The sequence below is a fragment of the Arthrobacter sp. SO3 genome (genome assembly GCF_020532825.1).
GTDB lineage: Bacteria > Actinomycetota > Actinomycetes > Actinomycetales > Micrococcaceae > Arthrobacter.
This window is the reverse complement of sequence record NZ_MQTS01000055.1, coordinates 1-16,588: the sequence shown is the minus strand read 5'-3', so window position 1 is coordinate 16,588 and position 16,588 is coordinate 1. Positions and strand designations below refer to the sequence as shown.

General features: G+C 69.3%; 15 protein-coding genes and 1 pseudogene. 8 read left to right on the top strand and 8 right to left on the bottom strand.

Translation table 11 applies throughout. From position 1 onward, the window contains the following. A partial coding sequence (locus BJQ90_RS05990; protein WP_226759389.1) for a glycoside hydrolase family 76 protein occupies window positions 1-1,223 on the bottom strand: 1,223 nt, incomplete at its 3' end. Between the two features lie 170 nt (window positions 1,224-1,393). Between BJQ90_RS05990 and BJQ90_RS05985 the strand changes: the two genes are divergently transcribed. Both BJQ90_RS05985 and BJQ90_RS05980 read left to right on the top strand, forming a co-directional pair. Continuing rightward, window positions 1,394-2,227, top strand: coding sequence for an SDR family NAD(P)-dependent oxidoreductase (locus BJQ90_RS05985; protein WP_226759388.1), 834 nt, complete (start codon window positions 1,394-1,396; stop codon window positions 2,225-2,227). Next, a complete protein-coding gene (locus BJQ90_RS05980) occupies window positions 2,224-3,450 on the top strand; it encodes an acyl-CoA dehydrogenase family protein (RefSeq protein WP_226759387.1) in 1,227 nt (408 codons plus the stop codon). Before BJQ90_RS05985 ends, BJQ90_RS05980 begins: the two co-directional genes overlap by 4 nt. Before the next feature lie 11 nt (window positions 3,451-3,461). Here BJQ90_RS05980 and BJQ90_RS05975 read toward each other — a convergent pair whose 3' ends face one another. Further along, a complete protein-coding gene (locus tag BJQ90_RS05975) occupies window positions 3,462-4,313 on the bottom strand; it encodes a DUF1684 domain-containing protein (RefSeq protein WP_226759386.1) in 852 nt (283 codons plus the stop codon). Next, window positions 4,300-4,926 carry a TetR/AcrR family transcriptional regulator gene (locus BJQ90_RS05970; protein WP_226759385.1) on the bottom strand — a complete coding sequence of 209 codons (627 nt, stop codon included), beginning with the start codon at window positions 4,924-4,926 and terminating at the stop codon, window positions 4,300-4,302. Before BJQ90_RS05970 ends, BJQ90_RS05975 begins: the two co-directional genes overlap by 14 nt. A 136-nt stretch (window positions 4,927-5,062) precedes the next feature. Between BJQ90_RS05970 and BJQ90_RS05965 the strand changes: the two genes are divergently transcribed. The 3 genes from BJQ90_RS05965 (at window position 5,063) to BJQ90_RS05955 (ending at window position 9,118) form a co-directional block, all read left to right on the top strand. Then, window positions 5,063-5,743 (top strand): NADPH-dependent F420 reductase, encoded by a 681-nt coding sequence (locus BJQ90_RS05965; protein WP_226759384.1) that lies wholly within the window; start codon window positions 5,063-5,065, stop codon window positions 5,741-5,743. A gap of 207 nt (window positions 5,744-5,950) precedes the next feature. Next, on the top strand, window positions 5,951-8,770 hold the full coding sequence (ppc, locus tag BJQ90_RS05960; protein ID WP_226759383.1) for a phosphoenolpyruvate carboxylase: 2,820 nt from the start codon (window positions 5,951-5,953) through the stop codon (window positions 8,768-8,770). Between the two features lie 42 nt (window positions 8,771-8,812). Then, window positions 8,813-9,118, top strand: coding sequence for a hypothetical protein (locus tag BJQ90_RS05955; protein ID WP_226759382.1), 306 nt, complete (start codon window positions 8,813-8,815; stop codon window positions 9,116-9,118). Window positions 9,119-9,134: 16 nt separating this feature from the next. Here BJQ90_RS05955 and BJQ90_RS05950 read toward each other — a convergent pair whose 3' ends face one another. Next, window positions 9,135-9,761, bottom strand: coding sequence for a DedA family protein (locus BJQ90_RS05950; RefSeq protein ID WP_226759381.1), 627 nt, complete (start codon window positions 9,759-9,761; stop codon window positions 9,135-9,137). Between the two features lie 135 nt (window positions 9,762-9,896). Then, complete coding sequence (locus tag BJQ90_RS05945) at window positions 9,897-10,844, bottom strand: RluA family pseudouridine synthase (RefSeq protein ID WP_226759390.1); 948 nt, start codon at window positions 10,842-10,844, stop codon at window positions 9,897-9,899. Between the two features lie 158 nt (window positions 10,845-11,002). Here BJQ90_RS05945 and BJQ90_RS05940 point away from each other — a divergent pair, with 158 nt between their 5' ends. Both BJQ90_RS05940 and BJQ90_RS05935 read left to right on the top strand, forming a co-directional pair. Continuing rightward, window positions 11,003-11,662 carry a helix-turn-helix domain-containing protein gene (locus BJQ90_RS05940; RefSeq protein WP_226759380.1) on the top strand — a complete coding sequence of 220 codons (660 nt, stop codon included), beginning with the start codon at window positions 11,003-11,005 and terminating at the stop codon, window positions 11,660-11,662. After that, a complete protein-coding gene (locus BJQ90_RS05935) occupies window positions 11,655-12,347 on the top strand; it encodes an SRPBCC family protein (RefSeq protein WP_226759379.1) in 693 nt (230 codons plus the stop codon). Before BJQ90_RS05940 ends, BJQ90_RS05935 begins: the two co-directional genes overlap by 8 nt. A gap of 320 nt (window positions 12,348-12,667) precedes the next feature. Here BJQ90_RS05935 and BJQ90_RS05930 read toward each other — a convergent pair whose 3' ends face one another. Continuing rightward, on the bottom strand, window positions 12,668-14,161 hold the full coding sequence (locus BJQ90_RS05930) for a PLP-dependent aminotransferase family protein (RefSeq protein ID WP_226759378.1): 1,494 nt from the start codon (window positions 14,159-14,161) through the stop codon (window positions 12,668-12,670). A 61-nt stretch (window positions 14,162-14,222) separates the two neighbouring features. Between BJQ90_RS05930 and BJQ90_RS05925 the strand changes: the two genes are divergently transcribed. Then, on the top strand, window positions 14,223-14,852 hold the full coding sequence (locus tag BJQ90_RS05925) for a YczE/YyaS/YitT family protein (protein WP_226759377.1): 630 nt from the start codon (window positions 14,223-14,225) through the stop codon (window positions 14,850-14,852). A 214-nt stretch (window positions 14,853-15,066) separates the two neighbouring features. On the opposite strand, the gene BJQ90_RS05920 is transcribed toward BJQ90_RS05925, so the two are convergent. Next, window positions 15,067-15,942, bottom strand: a complete 876-nt coding sequence (locus BJQ90_RS05920; RefSeq protein WP_226759376.1) for an Fpg/Nei family DNA glycosylase — start codon at window positions 15,940-15,942, stop codon at window positions 15,067-15,069. Next, window positions 15,935-16,588: pseudogene (locus BJQ90_RS05915) on the bottom strand (ATP-dependent helicase); the annotation flags it as partial. The pseudogene BJQ90_RS05915 and the gene BJQ90_RS05920, both read right to left, overlap by 8 nt.

Below are 16,588 nucleotides of genomic sequence, written 5' to 3'. Positions count from 1 at the left end.
GGTGATTCCGGGGATGGTGCCGCGGCCGTCCGGGGGCCGTCCCCGCCGGTGACCGCCGCCGCGGCTTCCAGCACCATCCAGGCCTGGAGCTGGGTGGAAAGTTCGACGGCGGCGCCCGCCGGGTAGCTGCGGTCCGCCGGCAGTTCGGGGCGGGCGGAGAAGATAATCCGGCTGCCCTTGCCGGGAAGCTGCTCCCCGGCGGACACGGTCCGGCGGCCCTCCCACAACGCCCCGGCAGTGTTGAGCACCAGGTCGGTGGCCGTCGCCCGGGTCCCGGCCGGCAGCCGTCCGTCGACAGCGGCCAGCGCGAGGTAGCGGGCCAGGATCCCGGTGAAGAGGCCGCCGTCGCCGCTTCCCTCGCAGCGCAGCATCCCGGGGCTGCTGCCCGTCAGTGGGGCCGGAAGGGTGAGGTTCTGCGCCACGGCCGCCACGAGCGAGGCTGCGCGGGCCAGGTTCGCCCCGCCGCCGAGTTCCAGCAGGGCGCCCAGGACGGGGCCCTGGTTGTAGGAGTAGATGGCACTTTCCAGGACCACCTCACCGCCCGGTCCGATCCGGAGGCCGTCCCGGTACATCCCCTGTTCCGGGTCGAACAGCCGGGCATCCAGCCAGTCCAGCAGGGCCTGGGCCTTGGCCGCCTGGCCGGTGCGGGCGTAGTAGAGTGCCACCGGGGCCGTGGCCGGAGTGTTCTTGAAATCCCGTTTCTTGCTCCAGAACGTGCCGCCGCCGAGATCGTCCGTGGAGGCGGAATCGAACTGCAGGGTGAGGCTCTTGAGGATCCGGGCGTTGCGGCGCCGCCCCGCCGCGTACCGGCTTTGCTCGGCGAGGTTCTCCAGCCGCAGCGTGGACAGCGCCAGCCAGGCCATGTCGTCGTAGTAGTTGTTGACGATGGTGAGGAAGTTCCGCAGCCGGATCCCGGTGACCAGCCGGGAGGCGAGCCGGCCGGCGCTGGGACGGTTCCCGCCGTCGAACCGTTGCCCGGGCCCGCCTTCGGTGCCGAGTTCGCGGCGCCCGGTGTCCACCAGGCAGTCCACGTAATGCGCCTGCCACCAGTAGTGCCAGGGCCGGGCCAGGTTCCTGAGCCGGCCCGAGGGGCGCACGATCGCGGCGATGTGGGTTCCCGGCAGGAAGAAGAGCCGCTGCCCGAACACCCGGGTCACCGAGCGCGCCGCTTCATCCGCGCGGAAGGACCAGTCGGCGGCGGCGGAAATCTCTGCTGGGCTCATGGATCCAGCCTAGCGGCGGCAGCCTTGGGGCCGGATCGTTGCGGGGCCGGGCGGTGAAAGGTGCGGAATGCCCGTATTCCAGTTAACATTCACTAACTAATGTTCCCTGCAAGTCCGTGACGCTGCACACAGTGTCGTGGCGGGTTCCGGTTCCACATCAAGGAGGATGCATGGACATCAAAGGTACAGTTGCGCTGATTACGGGCGGGGCCTCGGGGTTGGGTGCTGCCACGGCGCGCCGTCTGTTCGACGCCGGAGCCTCCGTGGTCCTGGTGGACCTGCCGGGCTCCGCCGGCGAGGCCTTCGCCGCCGAGCTGAACGCCGCTGGCCGGGTCCGGGCCGGGGCGCCCGGCGACGGCAGCCCGGCGGAGCCGGCCAACAAAGCGGTCTTCGCCGCCGCCGACGTCACCAGCGAGCCAGAGGTGCAGGCGGCCGTCGACGCCGCCGTCGCGCTCGGCCCGCTGCGGATCGTGGTCAACTGCGCCGGGATCGCCACCCCCGGCAAGGTCCTGGGCCGCGACGGCGTGCTGCCGCTGGAGAACTTCAGCCGTGTCATCCAGATCAACCTCGTGGGCACCTTCAACGTCATCCGCCTCGCCGCGGCCGCGATGGCGGCGGCCGAGCCGGCCGTCACCGGGCTGGGCGGGCCGGAGCGCGGCGTCATCATCAACACCGCCTCCGTCGCCGCGTTTGACGGCCAGATCGGCCAGCCGGCCTATGCCGCCTCCAAGGGCGCGGTGCACGCGATGACCCTGCCGATCGCGCGCGAGCTCGCCCGGTCGCTGATCCGGGTGGTCACCATCGCGCCGGGCATCTTCGAGACACCCATGATGGCCGGCCTGCCGCAGGAAGCCCAGGATTCCCTTGGGCACCAGGTGCCGCATCCGTCCCGGCTGGGCCGCCCCGCCGAGTACGCCAACCTCGCCGCGCACATCGTCGAGAACGCCATGCTCAACGGCGAGACCATCCGCCTCGACGGCGCCATCCGGATGGGGCCGAAATGACGCGTGCCGGGCTCGCCGCTTCCTCGGCGCCGGCCGACTCCGTCGCGGGGCTCCCGACCGCCGATTTCTTCGACTTCGAGTCGATGCTCAACGCCGCGGAACAGGCAAAGCTGGCCGAACTCCGGGAGTTCCTGGCCCGCGAGGTGGCACCTTTTGCCGGCGAGTGGTGGAACAAGGCCGAGTTCCCCGCACATATCCTGCCCAAGCTGGCGGCCCTTGAACTCAGCGCGCCGGCCCAGCGCGGCTACAGCCATCTTTTCGCCGGGCTGGTCATCGCCGAGATGACCCGGGTGGACACCTCGCTGGCGACCTTCTTCCTGGTCCACCACGACCTCTTTGTCGAATCGCTCTACGGCTTCGGCTCCGAGGAACAGAAGGCGCGCCTGCTCGACGACGCCGCGAACCTCCGGACCACCGGCGCGTTCGCACTGACCGAACCGGAGCATGGCTCCGACGTGGCCGGCGGGATGGAGACCGTCGCCCGGCGCGTTTCCGGCGGGGCGCCCGACGGCGGGGACACCTGGGTGCTCAACGGCGCCAAGCGCTGGATCGGCAACGGGACGTTCTGCGACTACCTGCTCGTTTGGGCCCGTGACGAGGCCGCCGGCGGCATCCGCGGCTTCATCGTCGACGCGGCCCTTCCGGGAGTGAGCCGGAGCCGGATCGAGAACAAGATCGCGCTGCGCACCGTGCAGAATGCGGACATTGTCTTCACGGACGTGCAGGTGGGCGAGTCGGACCGGTTCGCCGGGATCAACAGCTTCGAGGACACCAACGAGCTGCTGCGCGGTTCGCGGATCATGGTGGCCTGGCAGGGTGTTGGCCAGCAGCTGGCCGCCTTCGACGTCGCCCGGCAGTACGCCGTCGAACGCCAGCAGTTCGGCCGGCCGCTGGCGAAATTCCAGCTGGTCCAGCAGCAGCTGGTGACGATGCTCGGCAATGCCGTGGCTAGCATGGGGATGATGGTCCGGATCGCGCAGCTGCAGGAGCGCGGTGCCGCGGACATGCCGCAGGTGGCGCTGGCGAAGTCCTACGTGAGCGCCCGGATGCGTGAAACCGTAGCGATGGGCCGGTCCCTGCTCGGCGGCAACGGGATCATCACCGACTATCGGATGGCCAAGATCTTCGCGGACGCCGAGGCGATCTACACCTATGAGGGCTCGTTCGAGATCAACACGCTGATTGTGGGCCGGGCCGTGACCGGGGTTTCCGCGATCGTCTAGAACGCGATCGTCTAGAACAGCGCCGGCTCTTTCTCCCCGGCCTCGATCCGGTAGTCCAGGCTGTTGTTCTTCACCGGCATGGGGCAGGTGCCGTACGGGGTGAAGGCGCTGGGGTAATTGATCGCCCGGTTGAAATCCAGGATGACCGTCCGGTTCCCCAAGGCATCGACGCGGGGCCGGGCGGTGGAGACCTTCCGCCACTCGGCGGTTGCCAGTTCCGGCGGGGCTGCTCCGTTGGTCTCGTCATGGAACGTGACGGTTAGGGCGCCGAGCTTTTCCTCCTCGGCCTGCAGGTGGAAGTCGTGGTCCTTGCCGGGGAGCCGGAACACGAGCTCGCCGACGGACCGGTGGACCCCGTCGACCAGGGGGTTGGCGGTGCCGATCGGCACGTCGACGGGCTCCGGGTACGGGTGGAAGCTGGCCTCGACCACAAGGTCCGGCCGGTAGCCGAAGGTGGGGACACCGTCGAACTCGGTGAATACGGGCGACTCCGAATCGCGGGTCCGGACGGCGTACTTGTTGGCGCGCATGGCGAGTTCCACGACGACCTGGCGGCCGTCCGCGCCGCCGTACTGGACCCACAGCAGCGATTCCTCGTTGGCCAGCGCCGCGCTGACGGTGCCCTCCACGGGCTCGCCGGTCTCCACGAGGGTCAGTCCGCCGGAAGCTGCAGCGGTGAGGAACGCCGTCGTGCCGTCCGTGGACCAGAGGCCGGGGGCCAGTTCGACCGCGGCCGGCCGGCCGTCCAGCCACTGGAAGGAGGTCAGGGTCAGCCAGCCGTACTCGCTGGCCAGGGCCGCGTTGCGGCTCGTCCGGAAGCGCCGCCAGCGGGCGAGCTGGGCCTCAGGGTCAGCTTGCGGCATGGTCAGTGTTCCTCCCGAGGCTTGCGGACACCAGTTGTGCTGCCGTGTTCCGGGCGGCGGTGGCCGCCGCCGGGTCGGCGTCGAGCACGCCGCTGGCCAGGCCGCCGTCGAGCAGGAGGGTCAGGCTGCGGGCGAGCTGGTCCGGATCCGGGACGCCGGCCTGGTCGGCCAGGCCGCGGATCCAGGCCCTGGTGTGCTCCTTGTGCGCCACCGTCCGTTCGTGAATGCGGGTTCCGGAAGCAGACTCGGCCGCGGCGTTGATGAAGGCGCAGCCGCGGTAGCCGTCGCGGCGGCAGGCGCTGGCCAGGGCATCAAACAACCCCACGAGCTGGGCCGCGGGGTCAGGGCCGGCGGCTTCGGCCGCGGCGTGGAGCTGCCCGGTCCAGACGCCGTCGACTTTCTCGAGGTACGCCAGGATCAGATCATCCTTGGCGGGAAAGTACTTGTAGAACGTCGCCTTGGCGACGCCGGATTCGGCGATGATCGTATCGATGCCGGCGGCCCGGAGCCCCTGGGCGTAGAACAGCCGGAAGGCCGTGGCGAGAATCTTTTCCCTGGCCTGTCCGGCGGGGGTGCGGGCGGCCGGCGCTGCTGTGGCTGCTGGCGGCGTCATGGCTCTATGGTACACAGACAAGTCTGTCTATGTCCGCCGGCGCCGCATCGTTTCCTTGCCGTAGACAGATCTGTCTGGTAGCGTCGGGGCCACACGCAGACGAACCTGTCTACCCCCGTTGAGAAGTGAGGACAATATGAGGATTGCAGTAATGGGAAGCGGGACCGTTGGCCCCACGATCGCCGGGGCGCTGTCGGAGCTGGGGCATGACGTGGTGATCGGAACGCGCGATCCCAGGGTGACGCTGGCCCGGACCGAGCCCGGGGCGATGGGCGGTCCACCCTTTGCCGCGTGGCATGCGGCGCACGGCCGGATCGACGTCGCCACTTTCGCGGACGCCGCTGCCGGTGCGGACATCATCGTCAATGCCACCAACGGCGCGAGCTCACTCGGGGCGCTCACCGCAGCGGGAGCAGGGAACCTGGCCGGCAAGGTGCTGATGGACATCGCCAACCCGCTGGACTTCTCCCACGGGTTTCCGCCGTCGTTGGACCCGGTGAACACCGACAGCCTCGGGGAGCAGATCCAGCGGACCTTCCCGGAAGCCCGCGTGGTCAAGACCCTCAACACGATGACCGCCAGTGTGATGGCGGACCCGCTGAGCGTCGCCGGGGGAGACCACTCGGTCTTCGTTTCCGGAAACGACGCGGCCGCCAAGGAGACTGTCACCGGCCTGCTCAAGGCATTGGGCCACCGCGACATCATCGATCTGGGCGACATCACCACCGCGCGCGGCGCCGAAATGATCCTGCCGATCTGGCTGCGGATCTGGGGCGCGCTGGGCACCGGGGCGTTCAACTTCAAAATCGCCCGGTAATGCCTCCGCCACCCAACTCCAGCCACGCGGCAGGATCCGCTTGCCCGCGCTGTCACCCCCGGAGCGCCACGTCAAGGGCCCGGACACTATCTGAGACGGATTCCCCTGCTGCCCGGCCTCCGGGTAGCATCCTGTAGGAAGAAAGTAACCCGGCTCACAGTATCCAGCGCAGTGTACGAGCCAAGTCCCCCTCGAGAGATAGTTTCCATGGCTGACACTGCAACGAATCCCGGCACCGATCTCGCCTCCGAACTGCGCGCCGACGTCCGCCGGGTATCCACCCTTCTCGGCGAATCCCTGGTCCGCCAGCATGGGCCCGAACTCCTGGACCTGGTGGAGCAGGTACGCCTGCTGACCAAGGAATCCAAGGAGGCCGCCCGCGGCGGTGCGGATGCCACCGGGCCGTGGAGCTCGCACGACGTCGTCGCCCAGGTCCGCGAACTGCTCGGCTCCCTGCCCCTTGAGCAGGCCACCGACCTGGTCCGCGCCTTCGCCTTCTACTTCCACCTGGCCAACGCCGCCGAGCAGGTGCACCGGGTCCGCGGGCTGCGCACCCGGCAGGAACAGGACGGCTGGCTGGCCAAGGCCGTCACCGACATCGCCGCCCAGGCCGGGCCCTCGGTGCTGCAGGAGGTCGTCAATGAACTCGACGTCCGCCCCATCTTCACCGCACACCCCACGGAGGCCTCCCGCCGCTCCGTGCTGGACAAGGTCCGCCGGCTCTCCGACATCCTGGCCCAGAGCACGGCGGAGGGCACCTCTGCACGCCGCCGCCAGGACCGCCAGCTCGCCGAGGTGATCGACCAGATGTGGCAGACGGATGAACTCCGCCAGGTCCGGCCCACCCCGGTGGACGAGGCCCGGAACGCCATCTACTACCTCACCGGCATCCTGGGCGACGCCATGCCGGAGATGCTCTCGGACCTCTCGGAGCTGCTCGCCGAGCACGGCGTCACCCTCCCGGCGGAGAAGGCCCCCATCCGCTTCGGCTCCTGGATCGGCGGGGACCGGGACGGCAACCCCAACGTCACCGCGGCCGTCACCCGCGAAATCCTGCAGATCCAGAACCAGCACGCCGTCCGGATCAGCATCGGCCTGATCGACGGGCTGATCTCCATCCTGTCCAACTCGACGGCGCTCGCCGGGGCGGACCAGGAGCTGCTGGACTCGATCGACGTCGACCTCGGGAACCTGCCGGGACTGGACCGCCGGGTCCTGGAACTGAACGCCCAGGAGCCCTACCGGCTCAAGCTCACCTGCATCAAGGCCAAGCTGCTGAACACCGCCCGGCGGGTCTCGGCCGGATCGGTGCACCAGCCGGGCCGCGACTACACCGCCACCGCGGAGCTGATCGAGGAGCTGGGACTGCTGGAACGGTCGCTGCGCAACCACCATGCCGCGCTCGCCGCCGACGGTTCCCTGGCCCGGGTCCGCCGCGCCATCGCCTCCTTTGGCCTGCACCTGGCCACCCTAGACATCCGAGAACACGCCGACCACCACCATGACGCCGTCGGGCAGCTGATGGACCGGCTCGGCGGCCCCGGCCTCCGGTATGCGGAACTCAACCGTTCCGAGCGGCTCGAGGTGCTGGGGGCGGAGCTCGCCTCGCGCCGCCCGCTGTCCGGCCACCCGATCAAGCTCGACGGCGTCGCCGACGGCACCTATGACGTCTTCCGCGAGATCCGGCGGGCCCTGCGGACGTACGGCCCGGACGTCATCGAGACGTACATTATTTCGATGACCCGCGGCGCGGACGATGTCCTGGCCGCGGCGGTGCTGGCCCGCGAGGCGGGGCTGGTCAACCTGTTCGGCGAGGCCCCCTGTGCAAGGATCGGCTTCGCGCCGCTGCTGGAAACCGTGGAGGAGCTGCGGGCCTCGGCCGAAATCGTGGACCAGCTGCTCTCCGATTCCTCCTACCGCGAGCTGGTCCGGCTACGCGGGGACGTGCAGGAGATCATGCTCGGCTACTCGGACTCCAACAAGGAATCCGGCGTCATGACCAGCCAGTGGGAAATCCACAAGACCCAGCGCAAACTCCGGGATATCGCGGCCAAGCACGGGGTGCGGGTGCGCCTGTTCCACGGCCGCGGCGGCTCCGTGGGGCGCGGCGGCGGCCCGACCTATGACGCCATCATGGCCCAGCCCAACGGGGTGCTCGAAGGCGAAATCAAGTTCACCGAACAGGGAGAGGTCATTTCGGACAAGTACTCGCTGCCCGAGCTCGCCCGGGAGAATCTCGAACTCTCGCTCGCGGCGGTCATGCAGGGTTCCGCGCTGCACCGTACCCCGCGCACCTCGGAGGACCAGCGCGAACGCTACGGCCACGTCATGGAGACCATTTCCGACGCCGCCTTCGCCCGGTACCGGACCCTGATCGATGATCCGGACCTGCCGGCCTATTTCATGGCCTCCACCCCGGTGGAACAGCTGGGGTCCCTGAATATCGGCTCCCGGCCGTCCAAGCGCCCCGATTCCGGCGCGGGGCTCGAGGGTCTGCGGGCGATCCCGTGGGTGTTCGGCTGGACGCAGTCGCGGCAGATCGTTCCGGGCTGGTTCGGTGTCGGCTCCGGGCTCAAAGCCGCCCGCGAAGCCGGTCACTCGGCCCAGCTGGCGGAGATGATGGATGGCTGGCACTTCTTCCGCTCCGTGCTCTCCAATGTGGAAATGACGCTGGCGAAGACGGACATGGACATCGCCGGCTACTACGTCTCCACGCTGGTCCCCGGGGAACTGCACCACTTGTTCCGTGCCATCAGGGCCGAATACGAGCTGACCGTCGCCGAGATCCAGAACCTGACCGGCGAGGACCTGCTGCTCGACGCGCAACCCACCTTGAAGCGCTCCCTGGAGATCCGGGACCAGTACCTCGACCCGATCAGCTACCTCCAGGTGGAACTGCTGCGCCGGATTCGTTCCGAGGCCGCGGCCGGGGAGAGCATGCCCAACGCAGAGATCGACGAACGCCTCCAGCGTGCCATGCTTATCACCGTCAACGGCGTGGCGGCGGGCCTGCGCAACACCGGCTGACCGTGGCGGGGGTCCGTCGGCCCGTCCCGATAGGGTGGTTGCATGCCGTCGTTCCAGACCAGACTGAAGATCACCGGGCTCAAGCCGGGCAACCCGCCGGAGGCCGTGATGGCTGCGGCCGTCGAGGCGCTGGAGACGCGGCACCACGTCGAGGCGAACCAGCTCGACCTCGCCGGCGGGGTTCCGCAGCTGAACCTGCGCTTCCTCGTTGAGCCCACGTCCTACAGCGGCGAGAACCGCCAGGCGCTGGAGTCGGCGGCGATGATGCGTGACGCCGTCGAACGCGTTGCGGTGACCGGGCACCTGATGGTGCTCCGCCGCAACCGCGGCCGCTGGGCGCCAGTGTAGGTTCCGGTCGGCTGGCTCAGAAGTCCAGTTCCTCCTCGGGACCGTCCACAACGGGGGAGCGGTCGCCGCGCCTCCGCGTGACAATCAAGCCCAGGATGACGCCGATCAGGATCCCGACGCCGACGCCGATCAGGGAGCTCGCCCAGAACGGCAGTCCGGTGGCTGCGCCGGTGGCGTAGCCGAGACCGACGGACCAGACGGCCCAGAGGAGGCCGCCCAGCGCCGCGCAGAGGCTGAAACCGCGGGTGGAGACGTTGGCGATGCCTGCCCCGGCGGTCGTCGCCAGCCGTCCGCCGGGGATGAACCGGACGCCGATGATCGCACCGTAGGTGGTGGACCGGCCGGCCTTCCCGATCGCGGTGTGCACTGCTCGATGGAACGCCCGGCCCCACCGCCAGCGGTCCAGGGCATGGCTCAGGCGCCGTTTGAAGAGCTGGAACACCAGAATGTCGCCAAGCCAGGACGCCGCCGTGGCGAGAAGCACCACAAGGAGGGCGTTGGCGCGCCCGACGGCGGACAGGGCGCCGCCGGAGATGACGACCATTTCGGACGGGATGGGCGGGAAAATGGCGTCGCCCATGACCACCGGGATGATCCATAAATAGATCGCGTCCCCCCAGCTTTCCGCGTTGCCGAAGTCCATGGGCACAAGGTACCGCACTTCCGTCCGGGCGCCCTTCCATGACGGGGGTTCGAGCCTGCCCGGCTGCGAGACTGTCCCCTGGGGGTCAAGCGGGTTTGGCGGCTTCCGGGTCCGGAGGGCCGCCGGCGTGGGAGCCTAGCGGGCCTCGCTGAGCTCCAGTCCGCTGCGGTACTGCACCGGAACCCCGGAAATGGGGTCCACGAAGCGGATCCCGCGGGCCAGGAGCTGGAGCGGCTTCGAGTAATCGTCCGGCGCCTTGTCCAGCAGGTCAGGGTAGAAGGCGTCGTTGACGATCCCCAGCCCCAGCGAGGCCATGTGCACCCGGAGCTGGTGGGTCTTGCCCGAGTGCGGCTCCAGCCGGTACAGCGCACGGCGCCGGGCGGCGGCCTCGGCCGGGTTGTCGGGGCCGTCAAAGGTGCGCAGCCGCTCGATCCGGGTTTCGGCGTTGGGCTCGCCGTCGATCACCTCGGCGAGCAGGTAGCTGCGGGACTTGGTCATCCGGTTCCGGACCACCGCGGGGAAACCGACGGCGGGGTGCCCGGGAGCAGGCTCGGCCGCGGCCACACACTCGTATTCCTTCTGGACCTGGCGCTTCTCGAACAGCACCTGGTACTTGCCCCGGGTCTCTGGGTTCGTGGAGAGCAGCAGGATTCCGGCGGTCATACGGTCCAACCGGTGCATGGGAATGAGGTCCGGCAGCTCCAGCTGGTTCCGGAGCCGGACCAGCGCGGACTCCTGGATGTACGTGCCGCCGGGGGTGGTGGGCAGGAAGTGCGGTTTGTCCACGACGAGGAGGTGTTCGTCCTGGTGCAGGATGTTCAGTTCCACCGGGATCCGGATCTCCGGCGGCAGCGTGCGGTAGTACCAGATGAAAGTGTGGTTCCGCAGCGGTGTGGCCCGGTCCAGTGGGATGCCGGCCTCGCCCACGATCTCGCCGGCGTCGAAGCGGTCCTCGATGCCCTGCGGGTCGATGTGGCCCCAGCGGTGCATCATGTAGTCCATCGCAGTGTCCCACGGGCCCTCGTCCGGGAGGCGGAGACGGGTCGCGTTGACGCCGTCGCGCACGGGCAGGGGGGATTGCATCACCGGTCCATTCTACTTTGCCGGTTCGCCGCGCCGTTTTTTGCGCGGAGAGGGTTGCCGGCCGCGGGGGCGAGCTCGGCCCTGCAACCCCCTCCCCCGACCTGCCGACGATAAAAAAATTCTTGACAACTAAAACTGTCGGTGGACACACTGGAAGCATGTTGGACATCGAAGTGATCGAAGACCCGGCCGCGGCGGAGGCGTCCCTGGACCCCATCCGGACCCGCATCCTGATGGAACTCGCCGTGCCCGGGTCGGCCACGCAGCTCGCCGCGAAAATGGGCCTGCCCCGGCAGAAAGTGAACTACCACCTCAAGGCCCTGGAACGGCACGGGCTGGTGGAACTCGTGGAGGAACGCCGCAAGGGCAATGTCACGGAGCGGATCCTGCGGGCTAGCGCGGCCTCCTACCTGATTTCTCCGGCAGCGCTGGCCTCGGTAGCCCCGGATCCGCACAGGTTCTCGGACCGCTTTTCGGCTTTCTGGCTGCTGGCGCTCGCCGCCCGCATGGTCCGGGAAATGGGGCAGCTGATCGCTGGCGCGGCGGCGGCCCAACAGAAACTCGCCACTTTTGCAATCGACGGCGAGATCACCTTCCGCACCGCCGCGGACCGGGCCGCCTTCGCCGAAGACCTCGGCGTCGCCGTGACCCGGCTCGTGGACAAGTACCACGACGGCGGGACGGGAGGCCCGGGGCCGCGAACCCCAGCGGGCAGCGGCCGCAAGCACCGGCTTATCGTCGCGCTTCACCCTTCGCTCAAGACAGCACCTAAAGCACAACCCACAAACCCATCGGCTAAGGAGCAGGACAATGACTGACAAGCGGGACTTCGAAATTACCGTCGACACGGAACTGCCCGCCACCCCGGAGCGCGTCTGGGCGGCGGTCACCGCGGGCACCGCGGCGTGGATGTTCCCCACGGACGAGTGGCCTGCGGTGCGCACCGTGGAGGAGTACCCCGCCCACTTGGTGTCCCGGATGGACGGTCCCGACGGCTGGTTTAACCAGCTGGAACACGTGCTCGAACCGCTCGACGGCGGCCGCGCCCGGCTGCACTACGTCCACAGCGGCATCTTCGCCGAAGACTGGGACCAGCAGTATGACGGCGCCAGCAAGCACACCGAGTTCTACCTGCACACGCTCGGCCAGTACCTGACGTACTTTGACGGCAGGCCGGTCGTCTTCACCGACGTCCAGGCCCCTCGTGCCTCGGCAGCATCCGACGGTTTCGCGCGGCTCAAGAAGGCACTCGGCGTTGACGGGACAACGCCGGGGAGCACTGTGGAGCTGGAGCTCGACGGTGTGGGGAGGCTCTCGGGTGAGGTGGACTTTGCCAACGAGAACTTCCTCGGCCTGCGAACTGCGGACACGCTGTACCGGTTCTTCGGCCGCAATGCCTTCGGTGCCACGGTCGGCATGACGGTCCACGACTTCAGCGGCATCGGGGATTCCGAAACCACGACGAAGGCCTGGGCCGGCTTCCTCGAAAAGGTGTACGCGTAGCCAAGCTATTTGGGGGAATGCAATAGCCGGTAGGGAGAATGCGCCGGCCGGAAGGAGAGAACGCGATAGCCGGTCCCCATGCGCCGGAGGCGTTGTCCGTTCCGGTGACGGGCGCCGCGGACTCCCGGCGCGCCATACTGCGAGGCGCAGCCTGCCGTCCGACACTCAAAATCGCTGGCGACACCCGGGGACGCTGGCGACGCCGGAATTCGGTCGCGCCAGGAATTTTGCGCCTCGTGGGGAACTGTCCGCGTCGCCGGGCCCGCGTCGCCGGGCCCATTGTCGCCCGGCCGGCGCATCCGTTTGGCAGCGTAGCCGGATCAGGCGATGGCCGCGGCGGGCGGGGTTCCGAGGTTGCGCCGCAGTTGTGGGGACGCCTCCAGCCTGTCCTGGGCGGAACGCAGCGCCCTAACCGCGGTTTCGAGCTGTTCCGGGGGCAGGGTGAACGGCACCCGGAGGTGGTGTTCGAAGGCGCCGCCTGTGCCGAAGCGGGGCCCGGCCGCGAGCCGGATGCCGAATTCCGGTGCCACCACGGCAAGTGCGGTGCTGATCGGGGCCGGAAGCCGGCACCATACGGACAGGCCGCCGACGGGCCGTTCGCTCTGCCAGCCCGGCAACCTGCTGGCGATGAGGTCCAGCAGTGCGTCGCGGTTGTCCCGCAGGGATGCCAGCCGCGGCGGCAGCGGCTCGGTGAGCGCGCCGACCAGGTGGGCCGCCGCGAGCTGTTCCACCACCGGGCCGCCGAGGTCCATGGTGGTGCGGGCGGCGGCGAAACGCTGGATCAGGGATTCGTCGGCGCGGATCCAGCCGGTCCGCAGTCCGGCCCAGTGGGACTTGCTGAGGGAACCGAGGGAGACGACGGCGGGGCTGAAGGCTGCCAGCGGCGAGGAGGCGACGCCGTCGAGGTTCAACTCCCGGAGCGTCTCGTCGACGACGAGAACCGTGCCGGCTGCAGCGGCGGCGCGGACCAGCCGGCGCCGCTGGGAATCCGGCATCAGCCGCCCGGTGGGATTGTGGAAGTCCGGGACCACGTAGGCCATCACGGGCCGCTGCTGCATCAGTGCCATCTCAATCGCCTCCAGGTCCCAGCCCGGACGCGCCCCGGACCGGGCGTCCGGGTGGGCGGCGGGCATGGCCACCGGCACCAGCCGGCAGCCCGCGGCGCGGATGGCGTCGATGGCGTTGGGATAGCTCGGATGCTCCACCATAACCTTGTCGGACCGGCCGGCCAGGGTGCGCAGCACGATGTTCAGTGCGTGCTGCGCGCCGGAGGTCACAAGAATCTGCTGAGCAGTGGTGGGTACCCCGGCCGCCGCATAGTGGTCTGCAATGGCCTCCCGCAGGGCGTTCACACCGAGCGCGTCATAGCCGAATCCGGGCAGCAGCGCCGGCAGTTCGGTCAGGGCAGAGGCGAACGCCCGGTGCACCACTTCGCCGCTGGCCGGCAACGACGCATAGGCCAGGTCGAGGATCCCGTCCGGGACGGCCAGACCCGGAGCGCCGCTAAGGTCCGCCCCGCCGCTGCTGCCCCGCGGACTGGCCTGCGGGATACCTGTCCGGCCGCGGCTGCCCTGGCCGCTGCTGAGGAATCCCTGTTCGCGCAGCAGCGAGTAGGCGGCCGTGACGGTGGTCCGGCTGATGCCGAGCGTCGCGGCCAGGGCCCGTTCGCTGGGTAGCGCAACCTCAAGCGGGACGCGGCCGTCGAGAACCAGAAGGCGGACGACGTCGGCGAGCTCCCGGTAAGCGGGGGCGGCACCAAGGTTCCACTCGCCGAGAAGCCGGGCGAGCGAACTGGGGTTCAGGGATCCGGACATGTGGCCAGTATTTCAAACTGGCTATGGAATGCAAGGCCAGTTGTCCGGGAGGATGGAGACCATGTTGACCCGCAGGCTCCTTCAGCTCCTTATTGGCCTCGCCATGTACGGCATATCCCTGGCCATGTTCATCCGCGCCGGTCTCGGCCTGGACCCGTGGGACGTGTTCCACCAGGGGCTCGCGGTCAAGACCGGGCTGAGCATCGGCACGGTCGTGGTGATCGTCAGCTTCCTCGTGCTGCTCCTGTGGATCCCGCTGCGGCAGTGGCCGGGCGTCGGCACGCTGTGCAACGCCGTGCTGGTGGGCGTCTTCGCCGACGTCGGGCTGGCACTGATCCCTGAGTTCTCCCATCTCGGCGGGCAGGCCGGCATGCTCGCGGGCGCCATCCTGCTCAACGGAATCGCCTCCGCCTGTTACATCGGGGCGCGGCTGGGACCCGGTGCCCGGGACGGACTGATGACTGGACTTGCCCGCCGGACGGGCTGGTCCGTCCGGACGTCGCGCACCGGCATTGAAATCGTGGTGCTGGGCGCGGGCTGGCTGCTCGGCGGGTCCGTCGGCATCGGGACCGTGCTTTACGCCCTCGCGATCGGCCCGCTGGTGCAACTGTTGCTGCCGCGATTCACCGTGCCGGAGCTGAAGAAGCCCGTCCCGGTGTCGTCAGTTGATCCAGCCGTCGCCGCGCCCTGAACCGCTGCCGCGCGCTGAGCCCCACTTGGAGCGGCCGCACGCTGACGACTCGCAAATTCGTTGGCGACGCATCGATCGCCGATCGACGCGGGAAATCCGGTTCTTCCGGTAATTAGCGCGACGCAGGGTTTTTGTGGTGTCGAGGATCCGCTCGGGGAACCGTGGAGCGACTGCCCGGGGCCCGCGACGACGCGCGGGAGTGACGTCCCGGGACTTAGCCCGTGGCCGTGCCCGCACCCGGCTCCGGCTGGCACATCGGGCAGTAGTAGATATCGCGCTCTTCCGTGCCGGTGGCCCGGGCGAGGACTCCGCGCCGCACCGGTGTTCCGCACTTCAGGCACGGCTGGTGTTCGCGCCGGTAGACCCAGTAGCCGGGCAGCCCCGAGGTCCGGCCCACGGCGACGCCGCGAGGGTTCAGGACGGTGGTCCGGCGGCCTGCCCCTAGGTTGGCCTCCAGCAGCACCTTGGCATCGTTAATCAGGGTGGCCACGTCAGGCACGGACGAGACGGGTGCCGCCGGGTGCACCCCGGAGAGGAAGCAAGCCTCGCAGCGGTAGATGTTGCCGATCCCCGCGAGGTTCCGCTGGTCCAGCAGGGCGACGCCGATCGGGACCTCCGGCGCGGCACGGATCCGCCGTTCCGCCTCGGCCAGGTCCCAGTCCGGACCCAGCAGATCCGGCCCAAGGTGGCCAACGACGGAGTCCTCCTCGGAGGTGCGGACCACTTCGAGGATGCCAAGCGAGAACCCGACGGCGTCTGCCGCGGCGGTGCGCAGCACGCAGCGGGCGGTGAAGCCCGGCTTCCGCCAGCGGCCACCGGGTGGGTAGACCTGCCAGGTGCCTTCCATCTTGAGGTGTGAATGGATTGTCAGCCGGTCCGGTTCCGCCGGGCTGCCGTCACCCGGCCGCGCCGGGCCCTCCAGCCGCATGAGCAGATGTTTGCCCCGCGGCACCACCTCGGCCACCGTCCAGCCGGCCAGTTTGAGCGTGGCGAACCGCGGCACCCGGAAGTCGGAGGAGATGAGCCGCTGGCCGGCCAGCGCGGCATGAAGCTGGGCCGCCGCGCGAAAAACGGAATCGCCCTCAGGCACGGATCCTCAGACCCTTCGGCGTGGAGTAGGCCCCGGCATGGGCCAGGGCGGCAGCGATGGGGGTGTCGAGGATGCCGTGGCCGTTGACCTTTTCCATGATCAGTTTGTCCACCGCGCCGCGGGTGACCACGCCGATCAGGGCCGCGCCGGCCGCAGCCAGGACCTCCGTGTCCTCGCTGAAAGCCAGCAGGGTCTTGCCGCCGCGTTCCACGTAAAGGACGAGGGATCCGTCGACCAGCACCACCAGGGCGCCGGCCTTCCGGCCCGGACGGTGGCCTGTTCCCGCTTCGACGTTCAGTGCGGGCCACGGCAGGGCGGCGCCGTAGGGGTTGGCGGGATCCGTCGCGGCGAGGGCCAGGGCCACCGGTTCAGCCTTGTGGAGCTGGGTGTCCTCGGCGTAGGAACGCAGCCGGTCCACGGTCGCGGGAACGGCGAACTGCGCCGCGCCAAGATGTTCGATGAAGTAGCCGCGCCGGCACCGGCCGGCTTCCTCCAGCCGGGCCAGGACCTTGTACATCAGGCCGAAGCCGCCCAGGATGTTCTCGGCCATGACCGACCCGCGGGTGACCACGCCGTACCGGTCCAGCAGGAGTTCCGCGGTGGCCCGGGCATGGATGGTGGCATCCAGCTCGGGGGCGGGGAGGGC